This window comes from Sporosarcina sp. P13, assembly GCF_002743055.1.
GTDB lineage: Bacteria > Bacillota > Bacilli > Bacillales_A > Planococcaceae > Sporosarcina.
In genome coordinates, this window is record NZ_PDYM01000046.1 from 1 (window position 1) to 22772 (window position 22772).

Annotated in this window: 20 protein-coding genes; 16 read left to right on the forward strand and 4 right to left on the reverse strand. The window is 42.1% G+C overall.

Annotated features, from left to right (window positions below; all coding sequences use genetic code 11):
* Positions 1 to 172: 172 nt before the first annotated feature.
* A complete protein-coding gene (locus CSV79_RS15040) occupies positions 173 to 1045 on the reverse strand; it encodes a YitT family protein (protein ID WP_099689864.1) in 873 nt (290 codons plus the stop codon).
* Between the two features lie 141 nt (positions 1046 to 1186).
* Between CSV79_RS15040 and CSV79_RS15045 the strand changes: the two genes are divergently transcribed.
* From CSV79_RS15045 to CSV79_RS15110, 14 genes are all read left to right on the forward strand, one after another.
* A complete protein-coding gene (locus CSV79_RS15045) occupies positions 1187 to 1525 on the forward strand; it encodes a nucleotide pyrophosphohydrolase (RefSeq protein ID WP_099689865.1) in 339 nt (112 codons plus the stop codon).
* Positions 1522 to 2319 (forward strand): 4-hydroxy-tetrahydrodipicolinate reductase, encoded by a 798-nt coding sequence (gene dapB, locus CSV79_RS15050; RefSeq protein WP_099689866.1) that lies wholly within the window; start codon positions 1522 to 1524, stop codon positions 2317 to 2319. The genes CSV79_RS15045 and dapB overlap by 4 nt, the downstream gene beginning before the upstream one ends.
* Before the next feature lie 26 nt (positions 2320 to 2345).
* Positions 2346 to 3485: an N-acetyl-alpha-D-glucosaminyl L-malate synthase BshA gene (bshA, locus tag CSV79_RS15055; protein WP_099689867.1), complete on the forward strand. Its 1140-nt coding sequence runs from the start codon at positions 2346 to 2348 to the stop codon at positions 3483 to 3485.
* Complete coding sequence (locus CSV79_RS15060) at positions 3482 to 4669, forward strand: CCA tRNA nucleotidyltransferase (protein ID WP_099689868.1); 1188 nt, start codon at positions 3482 to 3484, stop codon at positions 4667 to 4669. The genes bshA and CSV79_RS15060 overlap by 4 nt, the downstream gene beginning before the upstream one ends.
* Positions 4647 to 5630, forward strand: coding sequence for a biotin--[acetyl-CoA-carboxylase] ligase (locus CSV79_RS15065; protein WP_099689869.1), 984 nt, complete (start codon positions 4647 to 4649; stop codon positions 5628 to 5630). Before CSV79_RS15060 ends, CSV79_RS15065 begins: the two co-directional genes overlap by 23 nt.
* Before the next feature lie 238 nt (positions 5631 to 5868).
* Positions 5869 to 6708, forward strand: a complete 840-nt coding sequence (gene panB / locus CSV79_RS15070; protein ID WP_099689870.1) for a 3-methyl-2-oxobutanoate hydroxymethyltransferase — start codon at positions 5869 to 5871, stop codon at positions 6706 to 6708.
* Complete coding sequence (panC, locus tag CSV79_RS15075; protein ID WP_369824994.1) at positions 6705 to 7586, forward strand: pantoate--beta-alanine ligase; 882 nt, start codon at positions 6705 to 6707, stop codon at positions 7584 to 7586. Before panB ends, panC begins: the two co-directional genes overlap by 4 nt.
* A complete protein-coding gene (gene panD / locus CSV79_RS15080; protein WP_099689871.1) occupies positions 7579 to 7962 on the forward strand; it encodes an aspartate 1-decarboxylase in 384 nt (127 codons plus the stop codon). The genes panC and panD overlap by 8 nt, the downstream gene beginning before the upstream one ends.
* A 603-nt stretch (positions 7963 to 8565) precedes the next feature.
* On the forward strand, positions 8566 to 11346 hold the full coding sequence (dinG, locus tag CSV79_RS15085) for an ATP-dependent DNA helicase DinG (protein WP_099689872.1): 2781 nt from the start codon (positions 8566 to 8568) through the stop codon (positions 11344 to 11346).
* 61 nt (positions 11347 to 11407) lie between these two features.
* On the forward strand, positions 11408 to 11887 hold the full coding sequence (locus tag CSV79_RS15090; RefSeq protein WP_099689873.1) for a cell wall elongation regulator TseB-like domain-containing protein: 480 nt from the start codon (positions 11408 to 11410) through the stop codon (positions 11885 to 11887).
* 37 nt (positions 11888 to 11924) lie between these two features.
* Positions 11925 to 13118: a pyridoxal phosphate-dependent aminotransferase gene (locus CSV79_RS15095; RefSeq protein ID WP_099689874.1), complete on the forward strand. Its 1194-nt coding sequence runs from the start codon at positions 11925 to 11927 to the stop codon at positions 13116 to 13118.
* 48 nt (positions 13119 to 13166) lie between these two features.
* Positions 13167 to 13877: a DnaD domain-containing protein gene (locus CSV79_RS15100; protein ID WP_099689875.1), complete on the forward strand. Its 711-nt coding sequence runs from the start codon at positions 13167 to 13169 to the stop codon at positions 13875 to 13877.
* An 8-nt stretch (positions 13878 to 13885) separates the two neighbouring features.
* Positions 13886 to 14533, forward strand: a complete 648-nt coding sequence (nth, locus tag CSV79_RS15105) for an endonuclease III (protein ID WP_099689876.1) — start codon at positions 13886 to 13888, stop codon at positions 14531 to 14533.
* A complete protein-coding gene (locus CSV79_RS15110; protein ID WP_099689877.1) occupies positions 14530 to 14865 on the forward strand; it encodes a YpoC family protein in 336 nt (111 codons plus the stop codon). Before nth ends, CSV79_RS15110 begins: the two co-directional genes overlap by 4 nt.
* Positions 14866 to 14902: 37 nt before the next feature.
* Here CSV79_RS15110 and CSV79_RS15115 read toward each other — a convergent pair whose 3' ends face one another.
* Both CSV79_RS15115 and recU read right to left on the reverse strand, forming a co-directional pair.
* Positions 14903 to 17599 carry a transglycosylase domain-containing protein gene (locus CSV79_RS15115; RefSeq protein WP_099689878.1) on the reverse strand — a complete coding sequence of 899 codons (2697 nt, stop codon included), beginning with the start codon at positions 17597 to 17599 and terminating at the stop codon, positions 14903 to 14905.
* A 23-nt stretch (positions 17600 to 17622) separates the two neighbouring features.
* Positions 17623 to 18237, reverse strand: coding sequence for a Holliday junction resolvase RecU (gene recU / locus CSV79_RS15120; RefSeq protein WP_099689879.1), 615 nt, complete (start codon positions 18235 to 18237; stop codon positions 17623 to 17625).
* A 385-nt stretch (positions 18238 to 18622) separates the two neighbouring features.
* Between recU and CSV79_RS15125 the strand changes: the two genes are divergently transcribed.
* Both CSV79_RS15125 and CSV79_RS15130 read left to right on the forward strand, forming a co-directional pair.
* Positions 18623 to 18997 (forward strand): YppE family protein, encoded by a 375-nt coding sequence (locus CSV79_RS15125; protein WP_099689880.1) that lies wholly within the window; start codon positions 18623 to 18625, stop codon positions 18995 to 18997.
* Entirely contained in the window at positions 18990 to 21254 is a 2265-nt protein-coding gene (locus tag CSV79_RS15130) for a DEAD/DEAH box helicase (protein WP_099689881.1), read from the forward strand. The genes CSV79_RS15125 and CSV79_RS15130 overlap by 8 nt, the downstream gene beginning before the upstream one ends.
* A 64-nt stretch (positions 21255 to 21318) precedes the next feature.
* Here CSV79_RS15130 and CSV79_RS17375 read toward each other — a convergent pair whose 3' ends face one another.
* The gene (locus tag CSV79_RS17375; protein ID WP_369824995.1) at positions 21319 to 22131 is read right to left on the reverse strand and encodes a thermonuclease family protein; all 813 of its coding nucleotides are present in this window, start codon (positions 22129 to 22131) and stop codon (positions 21319 to 21321) included.
* Positions 22132 to 22772: the final 641 nt, after the last annotated feature.

Genomic DNA, 22772 nt, shown 5'->3' on the forward strand with positions numbered 1-22772 from the left:
ATCATTTTTATGTATAAACAAAAATACCCTATAAGACGGACTTTTTCAAAGTGTCCATCTTATAGGGTACAGTTTACAAATGCAGACGGATTTTTTGCTTTGTAAGAGAGAATGGGGAAGTATAGTGTTTCACTGTGTCCTCTTCCGAAGTGTAAGTCCTGGACCACCCGATTCAATCAGCCAATGGTCTTTTCTGTTCATCTAATGTAAAGCCTTCGCCCATAACATCGTGTACTTCCATCAACGAAACGAATGCTGCTGGATCTACTGTGGTGATTAGGTTCTTTAAGCGGATCATCTCGTTCTTGCCCACGACGCAGTAAAGAATTTCACGATTTTCTTTTGAGAAGTGGCCGTACCCTTTGAATACGGTTACGCCTCTACCCATCTTCTCACTGATATTCTCCGCCAGTTCGTCCGGGTAGTTTGTAACGATAAATGCACCCCTAGCAGAATACGCACCTTCTTGAACGAAATCAATTACACGTGCACCTACGAATAACGCGACTAACGTATACATCATCGAACGGTAGTCCAAATACACTGCCCACGATAGCAGAATGATGACTGCATCAAATACGAACATCGTTTTGCCCATCGTAATGCCGTACTTTTTATGTGCGAGTCTCGCAATAATATCTGAGCCACCTGTCGTGCCACCACTTCTGAAAATAATACCAAGACCGACACCGATGAAGACCCCTGCAAATAACGCGACTAAAAACAAATCGCCTTCCATGTGTATGTGCGCTTGATATTTCATGAAGATCTTGATAAACACCGATACGGCTACTGTACCAATTACTGTATAAATGAAAGACCGTCTTCCAAGCATTTTCCAACCTAAAAAGAACATTGGAACATTCAATACTAAGTTCATTAACGCAGGATCCCAATTAAACGCAAATAGTAAAATTAGTGTAATACCTGTAAATCCACCTTCTGCTAATTCATGTTGGATCGTAAAATTTACTAAACCAAAACTAAAAATCGCTGCACCTAGAATGATCAATAAAATATTTCGAACGCGAATCCCAGTAAACAAATATATCACTCCTTATGTATATAATCTCTTGATGTTAAGAACGCTTTTGCAAATACAACGATATAATCAGTATGTGCTAAATATTATATTTTGACAATAGCCAGTAGAATGCATACCATAGGAAGGGGAGTTGATAGCATAATGGAAACACCTAAAACAATGGAACAACTACAGCAACAAGTCGACACATACATAACTGGCTTCAAAGAAGGGTATTTCCCGCCGATGGAGCTACTCGCTAGACTGACGGAAGAACTTGGTGAACTTTCACGTGAAGTCCAGGATCGCTATGGCATGAAAAAGAAAAAAACGACAGAAGCTGTGCGGTCACTTGAAGAAGAAACAGGTGACTTATTATTCGTACTCATTTGTTTTGCTAACTCACAAAACATTGACTTGGCAGAAGCATTAGATACAGTAATGGATAAATTCAACACGAGAGACAAGGATCGCTGGACTAAAAAGGAGGAAACAAAATGACGATTAAAGTAGCAATTGCAGGTGCACGTGGAAGAATGGGTGGTACAGCTGTACTCGCAGCATACGAAGCAGCGGATATGGAAGTAGTCGCTGCACTTGATTATAAACATGAGGGACAATTTTTACATAATGAAACAGTAAACGACACAGAAGGTATTCCCATTTATACCTCCCTCGCTGCATTACAAGCCGCCCATCACGCAGACATCTTATTGGACGTTACGGATCCAGACGCAGTCTTCGCCAATGCAAGTGAAGCGCTAAGCCTTGGTATGCACGTAGTGATCGGCACATCTGGACTAACGATGGAGATGCTAACAGACCTTGAAAATTTAGCTAATGAACAACAGAAAAGTTGTATTATCGCACCGAACTTCTCTATAGGAGCGGTATTAATGATGAAATTTGCTCAGCAAGCTGCTCGTTACTTGGGAGATATTGAGATTTTGGAAATGCACCACGACCGTAAACTAGATGCGCCATCCGGTACAGCAGTGAAAACCGCTGAAATGATTCGAGAAGTACGTGCTTCGCATATTCAAGGTCACCCGGAAGAGCAAGAGAAGCTTAAAGGAGCTAGGGGAGCAGACGTTGAAGGTATGAAAATCCATAGTATCAGACTACCAGGATTACTTGCGCACCAAGAAGTATTACTTGGTGGTGAAGGGGAATTATTGACCCTTCGTCATGATTCATTCGATCGTAAATCATTTATGCAAGGTATTTTATTAGCTATTCGCGAAGCGGTCTCGTCACAACAGTTCGTTTATGGATTAGAAAAAATTATCGATTAAACACCATCAGTGAGGCGGTTGAACGTATGCAACAAAGAAAATTAAAAGTAGGCGTGATTTGTTATCCGTCATTAGGCGGTTCGGGTGTCGTTGCGACGGAACTTGGCTTGAAAATGGCGGATAAAGGTCATGAAATGCATTATATTACATCAAGTAAGCCGTTTCGTTTCTTAGATGCTCATCCGAATATTCAATTTCATGAAGTGACTATTGAAGGGTACGCTGTGTTTAAGTATCCGCCTTATGATATAGCGCTCGCTAATCGAATTGCACAAGTCATTGAGTCAGAATCGCTCGATTTGCTACATGTACACTATGCGGTGCCCCACGCCATTTCTGCCATCTTAGCGAAAGATATGGCGAATTCCACAATTGGTATCATTACGACATTGCACGGTACTGACGTGACGATATTAGGGCATGATCCTGCGTTAAAAAACACGTTATCCTATGGTATTAATAAATCGGATCGTGTAACTGCTGTTTCTCGTTCGTTAAAAAATGAAACGATTGAATTATTGCAGCCGACGACCGAAATTGACACTATTTATAACTTTATTGATGAAGAAAAGTATTATCCGCGCGAAGCAACGAATGTACGCGCGGAACTAGGCATTGCACCGGATGAACGCGTGTTGATTCATATTTCCAATTTCCGTAAAGTGAAACGAATTCCGGATATTATTGAAAGTTATCGATCAATTGATAAAAAGCATAAAGCGAAATTACTTTTTGTCGGGGAAGGTCCTGAACTTTTTGATTTGCAAGCGTACGTGGAGGCTGAGGGACTACAAAATGATATTTTATTTCTAGGTATGCGCGATGATTTACCCGATTTGTTATCAATTAGCGATGTGATGTTGTTGTTGTCAGAAAAGGAAGCGTTCGGACTCGTCTTGTTAGAAGGGTTTGCTTGCGGTGTTCCTGCTGTTGCGACAGCGATTGGAGGAATACCAGAAATTGTAGATGATGGACGTAACGGTTTTCTTGTGGAGTTAGGGGATGTACAAGCAGTGGCGGATAGTATCACGCGGCTATTGACGGATTCCTCACTGCATCAAGGGATGAAGACACAGGCAATTGATACGGTACGTGAAGAGTTCAGTTCTGACCGAATCGTTTCACAATATGAAGCACTATATTATGAAGTGGCGGCGATGAAGTGACAACTCGATTTGGGACGGCAGCAAGCCGTCACGTAGTTTCGAACTTACAGAAGGCGGGCTTTGAAGCAGTGTTTGTAGGTGGTGCCGTGCGGGATCTTTTGCTTGGTAAAGTGCCAACAGATATAGATATCGCAACGTCAGCAACACCAGGGCAAGTAAAAAAAGTCTTTCGCCATACAGTGGATATCGGCATTGAGCATGGCACGATTCTAGTACTTGCGCCTGAACCGATTGAAGTGACTACGTTTCGTACGGACGTTACATATAGCGATCACCGCAGACCAGGTGAAATCGCCTACACCACGTCATTAAAGGAAGATTTGCAACGTCGTGACTTTACGATTAATGCACTTGCTATGACGCTTGACGGTGAACTCGTTGATTTATTTGGTGGACAAGCGGATCTAGAAGCACGCGTTATTCGCTCGGTTGGCAATCCGTACGAACGATTTGGTGAAGATGCGCTGCGGATTTTGCGTGCGTTACGTTTTTCGGCTGTTCTAAATTTCCGCATTGAGTCAGAAACATTGAACGCAATGAAACAATTGGCGCATGAATTAGGACACATAGCGATTGAGCGTATTAAAGTGGAGATAGATAAATTGTTTCAAGGAGTTAATCCATCGAAAGCTTTTCGGTATAGTCGCGATATCGGCTTACCTTCGCTATTTCCGGAACTCTTTTCTTCATTTGAACAACTTGAGCGGTGCGCCCCCTTCATCCATGCACGTCATGGCTGGGCTGCCATGTTGTCGATAAGAGACGTTTCAGCAACAGAGCTAGCCCATCATTTTAAACTGTCCAAAGAAGAAAAACGTTTCTTAAAACAATGTGAAGAAGCACTAAAATTGCGGACTGATCGTTCATTTGACGAGCTCGATGTCTATTACTTCTCACTAGATGTGCTGGATGTAGTGGAAAGGATTCGACATGCACAGTATGCAGATGGATCGATAGAAACACTAGAACAATTAACGAAACGAAAAAGTAGTTTGCCCATTCAAACACGTGCAGATCTTGCATTTACAGGAACTAATTTATTAGAGTGGTCTGGATTGCGTGGCGGCAAGTGGACGAGTGAATGGATTGAAAAAATTGAACAAGCAGTAGTCAGTGGACGAATTGAAAATGACGCACAGGCGATAAAGGAATGGTTCGTATATGAAATCTCCCGTAAAGAATGAATTATTGAAGAGGTTATTTGCGGCGCAAGGTGAGCCGGTGTCGGGGCAAGATATTGCAGATGAATTCGGTTTATCTCGAACGGCAATTTGGAAATATATTAAAGAGCTCGAGGATGAAGGCTATGAAATCGGCTCGCAACGAAAAAAAGGATATTTCTTAATTGAAGCACCTGATTTAGTCAATGCGGCGAATATTAGCGAACAGTTAGAAACGACTGCTTATGGGCGCTTTGTAAAATACTTTAAAACATGTGCAACGACGCAAACGATTGCTCATGAAGAAGCGCAAAATGGTGCAGCGGACGGTACGTTGATCATTTCTGAAGAACAAACGGCTGGTAAAGGGCGGCTTGCTAGACCATGGGTATCAAATGCTGGACGTGGGATTTGGATGAGTTTAATCATTCGACCGCAGCTTCCACCTCAACAAGCGCCACAATTGACGTTAGTAGCAGCGGTAGCAATCGTTCGCGCCATTGAAGAAGTGACCAACATCCAACCGGTCATTAAATGGCCAAATGATATTTTAATCAACGGTAAAAAAGTGACCGGAATCTTAACAGAATTACAAGCCGATCCAGACCGTGTCAAAGCAATTATTCTAGGCATGGGTGTCAATGCCAATCAAGTACTGTCGGACTTTCCAGAAGAACTACAAACCATTGCTACTTCATTGCGGATTGAAAAAGGTGAAAAAGTTGACCGAGCAAAATTGGTTGCGAAGATCATGCAGTACTTAGAACAGTACACAGCGCTCTATGTAGAAAAAGGCTTTGCGCCGATTAAGATATTATGGGAAAGCTATGCAACGATTACAGGGAAGAAAATCAAAGCTAATATGGTCAATGAATCCGTTGAGGGAATTGCTCTCGGTATATCGGAGGACGGCATGCTAGAGTTACAACTTGAAGATGGTACGATTCGGGGAATTTACTCTGCGGATATAGAAATGAAAAATTAGAACTATACAGAATCTTACTGTTTTGATATAGTATACATCGTAGGGCGGTATCGTACGTTGAGCTGCACCTGATTGGCAAATGAAATAGAAAGTAGTTCTGCCTTGATCTGTAGAGACAGGGACGGAGGAAGCATGATGTAACGCTTACGCAACCCTTCTGTCCAATTTTGGATCAGTAGGGTTTTATTTTTGTTTTAAAAGCCCGCGCTGAAATGACTCAAAAAGGAGAAGATACAAAGTGAAATCAACAACAGATTTTTCAAAAATGAAAGTAGTCGGTGAGAAAATCAGCATGCTGACGGCTTATGACTTTCCAACAGCGCAAATTGCAGAAACAGCAGGTATCGATGTTTTACTAGTAGGCGATTCGTTAGGAATGGTCGTCTTAGGCTATGAATCGACAGCTAGTGTGACATTAGACGAAATGATCCATCATGGGAAAGCTGTTCGAAGAGGCGCCAAAGACACGTTTGTTATTGTCGATATGCCTTTTGCTACATACCACGGGTCAGCTGATACAACTTTACAAAATGCGCTGCGTTTATTCCAAGAAACATCAGCGAATGCATTGAAAGTTGAAGGTAGCGGTAAGGTGATTGATAAAATCAAGTTGTTGACGTCAGCTGGTATGCCAGTTTGTGCGCACTTAGGATTACTTCCTCAATCAGCTGGTGTAACGGGTGGATATAAAGTACAAGGCAAAACAGCAACGGCAGCAAAGCAGTTAATTGAAGATGCTAAAGCATGCGAAGCGGCAGGCGCATTCATGATCGTTGTAGAATGTATTCCTTTCCAATTGGCGAAAGAAGTGGCTCAAGCAGTATCGATTCCACTCATCGGCATCGGAGCGGGTGCAGATACAGACGGTCAAGTGCTCGTATTCCATGATATGGTACGTTATGGCAATCATAGTTTGCCGAAATTTGTAGAAAGCTATGCGGAAGTTGGGAAAGATATTGAAGGCGCTATGAGACTCTATAACCTAGCCGTCAAAAATAGCTCATTCCCTGCCGAAAGCCATCGATTTACGATGAAAGAAGAAGAATTGGATGCTTTATATGGAGGGATCAAGCTATGAATGCAAGTGCGACGATGCAAATAGTTCGTACGATAGCTGAGCTACAAAATATATTGAATCCTCGAAAGCGTGAAGGACGTACAGTCGGATTTGTACCGACGATGGGTTTTCTTCATGAAGGCCATCTAGAATTAGTGAAGCAGGCGAGACAAGATCATGATCTTGTCGTCATGAGTATTTTTGTTAATCCTGCACAATTTGGTCCAGGGGAAGATTACGAAGCATACCCGCGTGACGAACAGCGTGATGCTGAGCTTGCATCGACTGCGGGTGTCGATTATTTATTCGTCCCAGCAGTTCAGGAAATGTATCCACGGACAAGTTCAATCAGCATCCTACCAGGAGAACAAGCAGCTCTTCTATGTGGTGCGTCCAGACCAGGACATTTCGATGGCGTGTTAAAAGTTGTATTGAAATTATTTAACATTGTAGATCCTGATGAATCTTATTTTGGTATGAAAGATGCACAACAATTAGCGATTATTGAAACATTCGTCCGTGACTTCAATTTACGTACATCGATTAATCGTGTACCGACTGTACGTGAAGAAGATGGACTAGCAAAAAGTTCACGTAATGTTCGTTTGGAATCACAAGAGCGCAAACAAGCGCCTGCAATCTATCGTGCATTATGTATGGGAAAAAGAAGCTATTATGAAGGTGTAGCATTAAAAGAAGTCGAAAAAGTCGTCTCAAAAGTCATTGAAAACGAAACGTCAGGCACAATCGACTACGTGAAAGCATTAGCATATCCTTCACTGGACGAAAACGTTAGTGAAGCAGAAGAAATCATTATCGCGGTTGCAGTGAAATTCACTTCGACCCGGTTAATAGATAATATAATTATGTCAAGTATAAAGGATGAGAAAAATGTTTAGAACGATGATGAACGGAAAACTCCATCGCGCAACAGTTACTGAAGCCAACTTAAACTATGTAGGCAGTATAACAATCGACGGAGCGTTACTAGACGCAGCTGGCATGTTGCCGAACGAAAAGGTGCAAATCGTTAATAATAATAACGGTGCACGTTTTGAAACTTATATTATCGAAGGTGAACGCGGAAGCGGTGTGATCTGCGTCAACGGTGCCGCCGCTCGTCTCGTGCAACCAGGCGACATTGTCATCATTCTATCCTATGTATACATGACTGACGAAGAAGCCCGCACACATACACCGAACGTTTTGATTATGGATGAGAACAATCGTGTCAAAGAAGTCATCACCGAAAAACCAGGCGTCGCTATATTTTAATCGCAAACCCCATCTGAATTGTTCAGGTGGGGTTTTAGTTAGGAGAACGGTTTGGGATTTACGCTTTGGAAGTGAAGAGTGGGTATGCTACCGTTTCACTGCGTTCCAGGCGGCGCGATCAGGAGGTCCCGCGGTGAGCCAAGCGATCAGCGGAGGGGGCGCTTTTGCTTAATTTCTGCGATCTTTGCAGAAATTAAGGCAACTGAGCTCCTAACGCTTCACTAGTGTCTTCTTGTTAAGACGAGTGAAGTATTCAGTTTTTACTTGGTTTTGCTTTTGAATCTAAAAAAGTTAGAACAGACACAAAGTTACTTGATGACTAAGTAAGAAGTTACAAAGTATTTGTATTCTATTTATAGGATTGAAGCGAAAGAAGGGGCGACTCCTGGGGGATTAGCACGCGTCTTGAGACCCCGCAGGAAGCGCTAGCGGACGAGGAGGCTCAAGGCCGTGCCCCCCGGAAAGCGTCCCCTTCTGTAGCGGAAATCCCATGACGTTACTAACTTCCACATATCTATTCTTCTTTAATGATGCAAGACGTGAGTAGCTGTAGTAAGTATGATACAATTTGCTTTAGAAACTTAATAGGAAGTTGATGATGGTATGTCCACAAGCAAATATGCAGTTGTTGATCTGGAAACGACTGGTCACTCACCTTCAAAAGGAGATCGGATCATCCAAATCGCAATTGTCTTCATTGAAAACAATCAAATAACCGATACATATATGCGCTACGTTCATCCCGAGCGCCCCATCCCTCCATTCATTCACCAATTGACATCGATTGGTGATGAAGATGTTGCGGATGCTTTGCCTTTTGAAGAAATCGCTGAGGAAGTGGCGGATTTACTTACAGGCTGCATATTTGTCGCGCATAATACCGACTTTGATGTGTCATTTTTACAAAAGGAACTCGCACGATGTGGCGTGTCTCCTTGGCGTGGAAAAAAAGTCGATACAGTGGAATTGGCGAAAATCGTCTATCCTTCATTGCCTAGCTATCGCTTGCAAGACATTGCGGAATCGCTTGATATTGCCTTGCATCAAGCGCATCGGGCGGATGATGATGCGGAAGCGACAGCCCTTTTTTTGTTAAAAACGCTTGAGAAAATTGAGGGATTACCGAAAGAGACGCTGAGTCGATTGCATGAGCGTTCTTTTGCGTTGAAATCAGATGTATCGTCCTTGTTTTATGAAGCGCTAAAACGAGCTCGCCGTAAAGAAAAGGCTACTAGCTATACGTTATTCCGTGGGATTCCCTATCGTACGGAACAGCCAATCGGCACAACAGGGGAGCAACCTTTTCATTTTCCGACGACTGTTGAAGCGAAGCAACAGCTACTGAGTCAAATTAATCCTGTATATCAAGTACGAGCGGGACAAGCTGAATTAATGGACTTAGCGTGGAAGGCATTTACAGAAAAGGATCAGGTAGCGATTGAGTTGCCAACGGGCGTAGGAAAGACGATCGGTTACTTGATTCCTGCGATTGTGCGTTCTTATGAAACATCAAAGCCAGTGGTTATTAGCACATATACAAATCATCTAGTAGATACGTTAGCAGAAGAAGTTGAGAAGTTAGAAAATGCACTGAAGATTCGTATACCAACGACGGTTATTAAAGGTATGGCGAATTATATTTCTCTCGGGAAATTTGAAGAGTTATTACACTTCAATGACGAGGTCTACGACGACTCCATGACGATTATGCAAGTGCTCGTATGGTTGACGGAGACGACAACCGGTGATTTAGATGAAGTGAATGTATCTGGCGGTGGACAGTTGTTTATCGACCGCATTCGTAAGCGCTCGATGAAGGTAAAAAAAGATGAAAGAATAGCAGATTTTTATTCGCGTAATTTAACACGTTGCCAACATTCGATGATTTTACTAACGAACCACGCGATGCTGATGAATGATAAAGACCGTCATGAACCATTATTTCATTCGATTGGTGGACTAGTGGTAGATGAAGCGCATCAATTGAATCAAGCAGCGATTCAAATGCATGAACAAGTATTTTCCTATACGCATTGGAAATACGTCATGGGACAGTTGAATGCATTCAGCAATGGACAGTTGTTATTTGATGTGCAAGAAATTTTGACTCGCTTTCATTTCAATTATAAGGTTTCTACGGAACGCCTACTCGATTCGTATGAAGCATTCATGGAGGCATTTGACGAGTGTATGTTAGTACTCGCGAATAGTAGAATGTCGGGTAACAGCCAAACGACACGTTCAGTTGAAACTCTTAGTGATCAAATACGCACACATGATAGTTTCGGCAAAGTCTTGCGGAAAATGAATGATTATATACGTATCGCTGAAAATTACGGTGCACCGCTTCGTGAGTTAACAAATGAATTAACAGTTCATGAACAAGCAGCGAGCAATGAGTGGCTATATTGGCTTAATGAGATGAAGATCAAAGCGGGCGAGTGGGTTGAATTGTTTCTGGATGAGCGTCAGCCGGGTACGACGATCTGGATTGAGAAGGATAGTCGTAGTTTACCAGGTAGTTTACGTATTAAGAAAAGCCCTATCAATAGTGCGTCCGCCGTTCAATCATTTGTCGAGTTATTTGATGGCGAAATGGGTGTGGTCTGGACGTCTGGTACGTTGACTGCCGGACAAGACAGGCGCTTCGTTCTTGATCAACTGGGCGTCCCTAATGACGTTCCACTCTATACATTTGATGCGCCTAATAATTTTTATGCAGGTGCACACACATTTATCGTAGAAGATATGCCGGATATTCAGCAAGTATCGAATGAAGAATATATTGATGCGGTAGCAGATGCACTGATTCAAACTGCGATTGCGATAGACGGACGTGTATTTGCGTTATTCCTGTCGCATGATATGTTGAAGAAAACACATGAAGCTATACAAGATAGTGGTTCATTGGAAGGTGAATTCATGCTTATCGCGCAAGGTGTTAGCTCAGGAAGTCGTCATAAATTGTTGAAGACATTTAAACAGCAGGAAAAAGCAATTTTATTTGGGACGACGAGTTTTTGGGAAGGTGTCGATGTGCCAAGTGAACAATTATCCGCTGTTGTAGTTGTACGATTACCGTTTACTTCCCCTGAAGAACCTTTGTTTAAAGCCCGGTCAGCTGCTTTACAAGAACAACAGAAAAATGCCTTTATGCACCTTGGATTACCAGAAGCGATACTTAGATTTCGACAAGGCTTTGGTCGCTTAATCCGGTCTTCAGACGAAAAAGGTTTCTTCATCATACTCGATCGCCGTATTGAAACGAAATCCTACGGCAAAACATTTTTACAAGCTTTACCACAATCATTTGTTAAAAAAGTATCTGTTCAAGCGCTGGTGAACGAGATCGAAAATTGCTATAATGAAGGATGTACTGAATAGAAAGTAGGTTAGAAAATGAATCGAAACAATCAGACGATTCATTCGACAGGCAGGGTTACCTATGCTTAATTGGATTAAGTTTTTATCCGTCTTTTTACTATCCCTTTTTGTAATGATTACAATCTTTGTTTTGTATCAAGCGAACAAACCATTTACCTTTTCAGAAGATGCGGCAATCGAAGTCGTGATGAACGCAGGCGAACTTGTGGATGTCGACAACACAACGAGTTACCGTGGCAATGCATCGTTGATCACTGTATATGGTACAGACAGAAAAGGTAAATACAAAGCCCTTTTAGTGGACGAGAAAACTAATGAAATCGTCCGCACTGTGACGCCTTCAAAAGGTATTACAAAGCAACAAGCGACAGCTATTGTAAAAAAAGAAAAGCTTGTCAAAAAGATTCTTCATACTTCACTTGGAATGGAAAAAGAGAGACTACTCTGGGAAGTAAGTTATATAGGAGAAAATGATAGTTTGAATTATGTCTATCTGAATTTTACAGATGGAAAGTGGCAGAAGCAAATTATGAATTTATAAATTGATGTGGAATTAGGACTAAAGGAGAGCGGTCAATTTGAGAAAACAATTAGCATCGAGAGTCAATACATTATCACCATCTACAACATTAGCGATTACAGCGAAAGCGAAAGAAATGAAGGCATCCGGCATCGATATCGTAGGGCTCGGAGCAGGCGAACCGGACTATAATACACCTGAGAATATTTTACAGGCTGCGAACCAATCGATGAAAGATGGCAAGACAAAGTACACTCCATCCGGTGGTTTGCCGGAATTAAAAGATGCGATAATTGGCAAATTGAAAAGAGATCAAGAATTAACCTATGCACGCAATGAAATTATGGTCGGTGTTGGAGCGAAACACGTGCTCTTCACATTGTTCCAAGTCATACTTGATAAAGGTGATGAAGTAATTATCCCTTCTCCATACTGGGTAAGTTATCCAGAGCAAGTGAAATTAGCAGAAGGTGTACCTGTATTTATCGAAGGTACAGCGGCTGATCAATTCAAAGTAACAGCGAAGCAAATTGGCGAAGCTGTAACGGAGAAAACAAAAGCAGTCATTATCAACTCGCCAGGAAATCCGACGGGCATGATTTATACAAAAGAAGAACTACAAGAAATTGCTGACGTCTGCCGCGAAAAAGATATTTGGATTATTTCCGATGAAATCTATGAAAAATTGGTCTATGAAGGTCGGAAGCATGTATCAATCGCTCAACTTTCAGATGACGCGAAAGAGCGAACGTTGATCATTAATGGCGTATCGAAATCACATTCTATGACAGGCTGGAGAATCGGTTATATTGCGGGAGATGCAGAAGTAGTCGGCGCGATGACGAACTTAGCTAGTCACTCAACTTCCAATCCTGTCACGACTTCACAATACGCGGCGGTTGAAGCATATAACGGTCCGCAAGACGCGGTAGAAGTAATGCGTAAAGATTTTGAATCTCGCTTAAATCAAGCGTATCCAAAGTTAGCAGCTATTCCAGGTTTCCATGTACTAAAGCCTCAAGGTGCGTTCTACTTCTTACCGGATGTAACAGAAGCATTGGAAAAAACAGGCTACGATACTGTGGATGATTTTGCACAAGCTTTACTTATGGAAGCAAATGTAGCTGTTATTCCTGGATCTGGCTTTGGTTCGGCTACGACGATTCGCTTATCGTATGCGACGTCAATCGAACAGTTGGAAAAGGGTATCGAACGTATCGAAAAATTTGTCAAGGAACATTGGAAAGCCTAAACACAACAGCGGCAAGGAATCATTTGCTGATGAGAGGAAGTTTCGATTATGCAGCAAGATGAACGGTTGAAAATTTGGATTGAGCAGGGAAATGTATCTATTTCCCAGCTCTTTTTTCAACAGTACAAACAATTACTGATCTCAGATACTGACGCCATGGTAATTTTGCATATTATCGCATTTCAAGAAGATGGAAATTATTTTCCGACACCAACAGATATCGCGAATCGTATGCAACAACCAGAAAAAGAAGTAACAGATTGCTTGCAGCGTCTGATGCGCAAAGGATTATTTACGATTGTACAAAGTACCGATGAAAACAAAGTATTACACGAGAAGTTTTCATTATTACCATTATGGGATCGTTTATTGGAAGTAATCGAAAAGCAAAAAGTGCAGGCAACTGAACAACAAACGAAACTAGCTGAAGGGGAAGTATACTCGCTATTTGAGCAGGAATTCGGACGTTTTCTATCGCCTATGGAATGTGAAACGATTGGAATGTGGATTGATAAAGACGGACACACACCGGACATTATTCGTGCCGCTTTGAAAGAAGCGGTATTAGCGCAGAAGATGAGTTTGCGCTATATTGACCGCATTTTATTTGATTGGAAAAAGAAAAACGTCAAAACGATGCGGGACGTTGAAAAGCAGACACGCGCCTTCCGTCCGGTAGTGGCGGCTACTGCTGAGCAACCGCGTAATCCTGCGATCAAGCAAGTTCCCTTTTATAATTGGTTGGAAGAACGGGAGTAGGATAAACGATGTTGACAAAAACGCAATGGCAATTGTGCCTGCAAACATTTAAAGAGATGTTTCCGGACGCACACTGTGAGCTCGTGCATAAAAATCCGTTTGAATTACTCATCGCGACGCTTTTATCTGCTCAATGCACGGATGTTTTGGTGAATCGTGTGACTGCCGACTTATTCCAAAAGTATACGACTCCGGAAGATTATCTAGGCGTACCAATAGAAGAGTTGCAACAAGATATACGTTCTATCGGACTCTATCGTAACAAGTCAAAAAACATTCAAGCGTTGAGTGGACAATTAATTGATGACTACGGGGGAGAAGTTCCTCCAAATCGAGATGAGATGATGACTCTTCCTGGAGTGGGCAGAAAAACAGCGAATGTTGTCGTTTCAAATGCTTTTGGTGTACCGGCTCTTGCTGTCGACACACACGTTGAACGCGTTGCCAAACGTTTAGGCATGAATCGTTGGAAAGACCGGCCAATCGATGTGGAAGAGAAAATCATGCGCTGGACGCCGATGGATAAGTGGACACAAACTCACCATCAAGTCATTTTCTTCGGACGCTATCACTGTAAAGCACAAAATCCGAAATGTCCGGAATGTCCGCTATTGCATTTATGCCGAGAAGGTCAGAAAAGGATGAAAGCGAAATGAGTACAGAGCAACTAAAAGAATCTGTTAAACTAATTCTTATACAGTGGGAACAGCATAAGCCGGAACTTGAGAAGGTGTATGCAATCCGTGACGAGCGACGAATGGCGTTATTACAGCCGGCGATTGATCAACTGGCATCGTTAGTCGAGAATAGTGGAACAGAAGTGAATACGTTCACCGGGAAGACGCATTTTGTGTTAGCTCCGAATAATTATCAAGAACGAATTGATTTTATTAGGGTGCAACGCACGAGTCACTATGCGTTAATTCAGTTGACAATGTTATATGATGAAGTGAAAAAGAAAGCGGCTCGTCTACGTGTGCAATCATAAAAAATCGGCAAGAGGAAAAATCCTCTTGCCGATTTTTTTAGTTGTTTTCTGATGGGGATGATTCAGGCGATGGATTGTTTGGATTCTGTCCTTGGTTGCTTTGGCCTGGATTACCTTGACCTTGGCCTTGACCTTGTCCTTGACCTTGTCCTTGTCCTTGATTACCTTGACCTTGGTTTCCCTGATTACCTTGATTATTTTGTTCATCTTGTCCTTGGCCATTGGAGTTATCTTGACCTTGGTTGTCTTGATCATCTTGTTCGGAGTCATTGTTAGTATCATTATCTTCTTCGTTTTGATCGCCTGGCTCTTCAATGGGCTCTTCGATGTCTACATTTGGCTCTTCAATATCGGGTTCTTCGGTTTCTGGTGAACTAGATCCTGCTAACGATAAAGTAGCTGTAGCGGATCCGCTCGTATAGCCGCCCATATTGGCAGTCACTGAGAATGTATAGCTCCTACCGAATTCTGCACCTGAGAAGACCGCTGATAGATCATTTGTCTTCGTTATGCTCTGCATCGCGCCACCATCGACCGACACACTTACATTGAACGATGGACGGCCTAAGCTATCGAATGTACTCGGCGCATCGTAATTCCAGTTCAACGCGATGGAATTAGAATTTGCATCGAATTGTGCTGTTAGGTTACTTGGACTCGGAATAGAAACTTTATCCGGAATCGCTTGTTTAGCTGGCAGCGTGCCTCTGACGAATAATTCATTGCTTATTAAGTTTTTGTAAGTGAATGAACTAGCCAAAACAATGGGATCACTACCCTTAACAATTGCAGCCTTTTCTACCGAAGCCGGTTGATTAAATTCACCTGGATTACTTGCAATACTACTCATCACTGCTTTAAATAGTTTTTGCGGTACAAAGCGACCATGCTCGTAAGTCGTAATTGGCGTCTTATAGTCTGCATAGCCACCCCAAGTAGAGATTGTATACTCTGTCGTATAGCCAGTAAACCATGTATCTGGTACATAATGACTCTTCATATTTTCTTTGCGCATCGTATCGGCGGAATAGTTGGTTGTACCTGTTTTTCCGGCGATATCCATACCACGAATTGCTGCTCTTTCTGCTGTGCCGTTTGACGTCAATACATCACGCAACACATCCGTAATCATATACGCTGTTGAGTCTTTCATGGCTGTGACAGGGTCTGGACGGAGATTCTTCTCAGTTTTACCGTCACGCAACGTAATTTTCGTCACCGTATGAGGTTTCGTATAAATCCCACCATTACCGAATGCGGCGTAAGCACCTGCCATTTGGACAGTCGAAAATTCATATTCACCGCCACCTAACGCATTGCCAGAACTAATTTGGTCATATGGTAAACCAAGCTTCGACGCGAAGGCTTTAGCTTTCTTCCCACCGACTTCTTCAAACGTTTTAACTGCTGGGACATTTCGTGAATAATACAAAGCCTCGCGCATTGTCAACGTTCCAAGGAATCGTCCGTCTGCGTTATTGATGGACTTATCCATTCCTTTATATTTATAAGGTTCATCAACTACTTTTTGACCTGTAGACCAATTTAACTCTTCAATAGCTGGACCATAGGCAAGAATTGGCTTGATAACAGATCCAGGTTGACGTTTTTGTTCAGCGAAATTCAAATTACGACCTGAATAATTACGTCCACCACCAAGTGCGACAATTGTTCCTTTTTTCGTATCCAGAACAGTCATCCCTGCTTGCATATTTTCTGATTCATAATAGCTCGGATCATTAATTGCCGCCTCTACTGCTTCCTGTGCTTTCGGATCTAGTGCCGTCTGAACTGTGACACCTTCTGCCAATAAATCAGAGTAGCCCGCTTCTTCTAATTCATCGAGCACCGCGTCCACGTAGGCTGGGTATTTACTGAATGTTTCACGCTCATCTTCTGATAATAAAGTAGATGTGACAGGAACTTTTTTCGCGGCTTCCATTTCTTCAGTAGAAATTTTGCCGTGACGATTCATTAGAGTTAAGACTACATTCCGACGTTTTTCGGCACGTTCAGGATATTTAAACGGATTATAGCCATTCGGATACTGTGGCATACCTGCTAGCATAGCCATCTCGGATAACTCAAGTTCATTCAGTTTTTTTCCGAAGAAAAAGTTGGCTCCTGTTCCAAAGCCATATCGATTACCCGACATTAAGACTTTATTGAAATACATTTCGAAAATTTCTTCTTTTGTATATTCTTTTTCTAATTTATGTGCAAGCCAGGCTTCTTGGGCTTTTCGTTTTAATGTCTTTTCATCTTTTAAGAAAGAGTTCTTGATGACTTGCTGTGTAAGAGTAGATGCACCTTGTGAACCAAATCCACTACGGAAGTTAGCAAGTACGGCACCACCCAAACGGTAAAAATCGATTCCGCCGTGCTTAAAGAATCGCACATCTTCTGTTGCTAAAATCGCATCTTTCATTTGTTCAGGTATTTCATCGTAAGGAACATAATCCCGTTTCTCTGTCCCGAATTTCAAAAACACATCTCCATCTTTTGTTAGGAAATTGGAGGTGAGCGGATCTTTTAGTAATTCTTCATCTAAATCCGGAGCTGTGCTCGCATAGAAGGCGAATAAAGATGCACCACCGACTAGAACAGCCAGACCGAATATAATAATTGCCATTAGAACTTTCTTGAATAATCCTTGTGGCATTTTACCGGGTTTCTTCTGTTTGGTGTCTTGTTGCTGTCTTCTTGCCGTTCTCGAGTTTATATGTTCGCTCATTTACGTTCCTGCCTTTCAATGTTTCAATCTGTTGTGTTGTTTTGCATCCATTTTTCTACCGCTTGTAAATAATCTAGTCTTGGTTGATAGCCGGTCGTAATTTCGATGGAACGTTCTTCGATTTCCACCAAAGTGATGGACTTTCTCCCGCCATCATCCATCCGTTTCCAGAGTGGATAAAAAGCACCGAACGGCAATAAGAAGTAGCGGTCGAGTAAGCTAAAGTTGACAATAAAAAAAGCAAGCCCTGATTGGTCATGTACTTGCTTCATATGTTGCACTTGATGCAAGTGAATATTCTGCAAAGGTAATGACGTTTTATTTTTCGTCTCTTTCGCTTCGAAGTCCACGTAATGACCTTTCCAGACGCCGTTGTAGTCAGTTGTAGAAGGGGTGCGGAAGTAGGCTTCTGTGATGACTGCTGCGCTTCGTGCTGGGTATCTCACGTTGACGATTTGGACGGGTACTGGTTTCTTATGAATTACGGCCAGTCCGTGGGCTAGGTAGTATTCGTTTGTGTCGTTGAGTTCGTCTTCTAATGATTTACCACGGTTGCTGAAGGAGACATCATAGATTTTATTTTTTGTTGCGGGTGTTGATGGATTGTATTTTTTGCCGTTTGGATAACGAATTGCCAATGTGACCACCTCGTACTCTACATCATACCATACCCACTACTAGACGAGTTACCGAAAAGAAAGTTTCACAGTGGTTGAAAGTGGGCAATTTTGTGGCGGTTTGGAATGTTTGTTCGTAGTTAGTGGAGTGGTGGTTAGATTTCTGATAAACTTAGAGTTAAGAGATGAAGTTCAAAAGCTGCTTTATGAGTGGTCTTGGATATTCTCTTCAGAGGGGACGCTTTCCCTTCAATCCAAAATTGAGAGTACAATCATTTTAAAATTTCATTGTAGTTAGTATGTAACATAGTAACACTTCATTCTTTTGTTTACGTTCAAGGTCGTATTTCTGCAATAACTTTTAGGATTAAAAAATATAAAGTAACGTGGTGAAGGAGTTTTATAGATGAGTCGAATAAATGATACGCGCGTGTTGCTTTCAATTTGTGATGCGTGTGAGGAACGTTTTTATAGAATGCGGGAGACAGGTCATGAGCCGGATTTTTTTGGTGAGGTGAAGCCGTACGCGGATGTTAGTCATCAAGCGATTGCGGATTGGGCTGATGAGATGAAGTCGTGGATTGTGAAAGTGAAGCCGCGTTATGTACATGCAGTGCAAGTTGATTCGTTGAAGGATTCGATGACACAGTTTGTTGTGCAGTCGTTTTATAAAGAGACGGGGAAGAAGCGTTTCATTTTGTCGATTAATGCAGCGCGTTATACATTGCAGACAGTGTTGAATGCGATGGCGAATGAAGAAGGAGAGCATAAGGATGACTAAGCAAAATATACCGGACTTGATTCAGCAATTATTTGCGGATCCACGGTTTGGTCCGAATATTTCTTATATCGAAACATTGAAGGAGCAGGAAGCGATTATTGCGGAATTTCCACCTAGCTTGCACCCATCCATTAGAAAAGCGTTAGCGACGAAAGGGATTACGCAACTTTATAGTCACCAGCGTGAAGCATTTGATGCAGTTAGTGAAGGGCATTCGATCGCCGCTATTACACCAACTGCATCGGGAAAATCACTGTGCTATCATTTGCCAGTGCTACAGTCCATTTTAGACAAACCTTCGTCACGGGCATTGTATTTATTCCCGACGAAAGCTTTAGCGCAGGACCAATTAGCAGATCTACATGAATTAATCGAAGCGAGTGGCGAGACAATTTTAAGTCATACGTATGACGGAGACACAGCTCCAGGATTGCGGACGAAGGTGCGAAAGTCGGGACATATTATTTTGACGAACCCCGACATGCTGCACTCGGCGATTTTGCCCCATCATACGAAATGGATTTCATTGTTTGAGAATTTGAAGTATATCGTTGTTGATGAATTACATACGTATAAAGGGGTATTCGGCAGCCATGTGGCGCATGTGTTACGACGTTTGCAACGCATTTGTCGTTTTTATGGGAGTGATCCGATTTTTATTTGCACATCAGCAACGATTTCAAACGCTAAAGAACTGGCGGATAATTTAACGAATAAAGATATGGTGTTGATTGATAAAAATGGTGCACCTCGAGGGAAAAAGCATTTTGTGTTTTATAATCCACCGATTGTTCATGAGGTCTTTGGAATTCGTAGAAATGCCGTCCTTGAAGTGCGAGATTTAGGCGCATTTCTTTATCAGCAACATATTCAGACGATTATTTTTGCACGCAGTCGGGTGCGTGTGGAAATGCTTGTGACATATATGAAGGAATTGACGAAGAAGAAACTGTTCGATGAGACGGTGATGGGCTATCGTGGCGGCTATTTACCATCGGAGCGTAGGAAGATTGAAAGTGGATTGAAGAATGGTGAGATCCGTACGGTTGTTAGTACAAATGCCCTTGAACTCGGTATTGATATCGGGCAATTACAGGCATGTATTATGACAGGTTACCCGGGGAATATTGCGAGTGCATTACAGCAAGCAGGTCGAGCGGGTAGAAGACAGGAAGATGCCTTGATTATCTATGTCGCGCAGTCGATGCCGCTTGATCAGTATATTATTAAACATCCAGCGTATTTACTTGGACAACAGCCAGAAGAAATTCATATTCATCCGGATAATATGCTGATTTTAATGGATCATTTAAAATGTGCGTCATTTGAATTGCCATTTAGTTCCACGGAAAACTACGGTGAATTTCAAGTGCAAGAGTTGCTAGCATTTTTGCAGAGTGAAGGCGTGTTGCTGCAAACTTCGGATAAATGGCACTGGATGACGGATCGTTTTCCGGCAGGCGAAATCAGTTTGCGCTCGGCTTCACAAGAAAACGTCATCATCATCGATCAGACATTTCCTAAAGAAACACGTGTCATTGGAGAAATGGACCGTTTCAGCGCAATGACTTTATTACATGAAGAAGCAATTTATTTACATCAAGGGACGCAATATCAAGTGGAAACATTGGATTGGGAAGAGAAAAAAGCCTACGTTACGGCCGTCGATGTCGATTATTTCACGGATGCGAATTTAGCGGTGGAATTGAAAGTCATTAGCGAAGACAAACGGCAGGACGAAGGGAACCGGACATTGGCATACGGTGACTTAGCTGTGCTTGCGATTCCGACAATCTTTAAGAAGATTAAGTTCGATACACACGACAATATAGGCTCTGGACCGATTTCGTTGCCTGCTGAAGAAATGCATACATCAGGTACATGGATGACGTTTGACGTGCCTGAAGGCTGGGAGAAATCAGATTTAACGGACGCGATGACTGCAGCTGCTTATGCGATTCAATCATTGATCCCATTGTTTATTAAATGTGATCGTGGGGATATTCATGTCGTACCACAAGTGAAGGCCATTCATACGAAGAAACCGACGTTTTATATTTATGATAGCTATCCAGGGGGTATTGGATTGAGCGAGAATATTTATGGGCGTTGGGATGAGATGTTGTTGTTGGCGGCGGAGCATATTGCGGAATGTCATTGCGAGTATGGTTGTCCGGTTTGTATTGGAGCGCAGGAGGCTGGGCAGAGGAAGAATAAGGGGAATGCGAGAGAGTTGTTGGGGGATTTGACAAAATAGGATATTAATAAAGTGAGGAAAGACTATACTTCATAGCCCATCCTCGCTTTTTCATCCTACTAAATCATCTCTCACACGCAAAGTTATCGCCATCTCGATCCATCTTGGATTGATATGCAGGATGACCTTTCGCGACACCATTTGGATATTTCTTACGAAGCTCAGTACAATTTTGGAACCATTCTGTTTCAGTAGCTTGGGGCACAGGTGTAACGACTGGTTGTTGAACAGGTGCTGCTGGTGCTGGAGTGATTTTTTCTGGTTTCGGTGTAACTGGTTTTTCATTCGCTACTTTATCTGTATTGAATCCAGTGTCTGTTGCGTAATTTTCTATAGACCAAATACCAAGCTTTTGTTCTTTCGCTTTCTCTTGCGCCTTTTCGTAAGGGTCAAGATATCTCGTATTTGGTGGATATACATATGCAACGCGTGCTAATCCTTCTTCTAACAATGTTTCTTGCACGCTTTTCCCATCTACATAAATATAAGCAAGTAGACGATCATACTTATCATAGCGCTGTCCTATATCGAATTCGATTTCCAACTTACCGCTATGTATTAACTCAATATTTCGTTGTTTTGCTTCATCTCCAAATGGCTGCTTGCCTAGTCGTGGATGATTCGTTTCAGGTGTATCAATCAATAAATACCGGACGTTTTGCTCTTTTCCATTGTACATAATTTTGATCGTATCCCCGTCAATAATCTTTACGAGTGTCACTGCTAGTAAATTTGTTGTACCGTTAGAGTTTGTTGGATTTTCTGCGGGTACCGGCTTTTCTAATTTTGCAGATTGTTTTTCAACAGGCTTGGTTTCTTCCACCGTTTTTTCTTCTTTTAGTGGTTTTTCAATATCAGGTGCCACAGCAACAGGCATTGGATCTTTTTTCTCAGATTCCGTCAATTTCTTTGCCGTGTCCACTGCTTCATTAGCTGTCTCTGCTTTCTCGGTTTCAATCGTAGGATCAATCGCAACTCCAGTAATAACCATCGCAAAGCCAACACCCGTTAAAATACCTGCTATCTTTTTTGGCTTCCTCAGAATAAATAAAACCAAAACTCCTATAAGTCCTACCATTACAAGTAGTGATCCAAGTACACCAATAAATGCTCCCATACTATCCCTCCAAATTTCTCTGTTTCCTATCGCTTTACGTTTATTCTAAGCAAGCGAATTACCAAAATAATAACAGGAAAAGAGGGAAATAGATATATCAAAACAGAGGAATAGAATAGTGTTTTTAATAAATTATAACTTTAGAACTAATTAGTGAACATCCTGCCGCGACTACACAAAAGAAGGCACGAGAAATTCTTCTCCCACCAATATTTGATTTCAGTAAAGGAGAGAAGGGCATGATGTAAATGTTTTGCTTATAAAAATCGGTTCAACGTCAAATGTTGGGGTGACCGATAATCCACGTCACCCTAAATGAACCCCAATTTCTTTATACTTAATAGTTAATAAGATCTTCGCTCTAAAGTGATCGAAGCGTCGATAGCCATAGGCATTGCGTT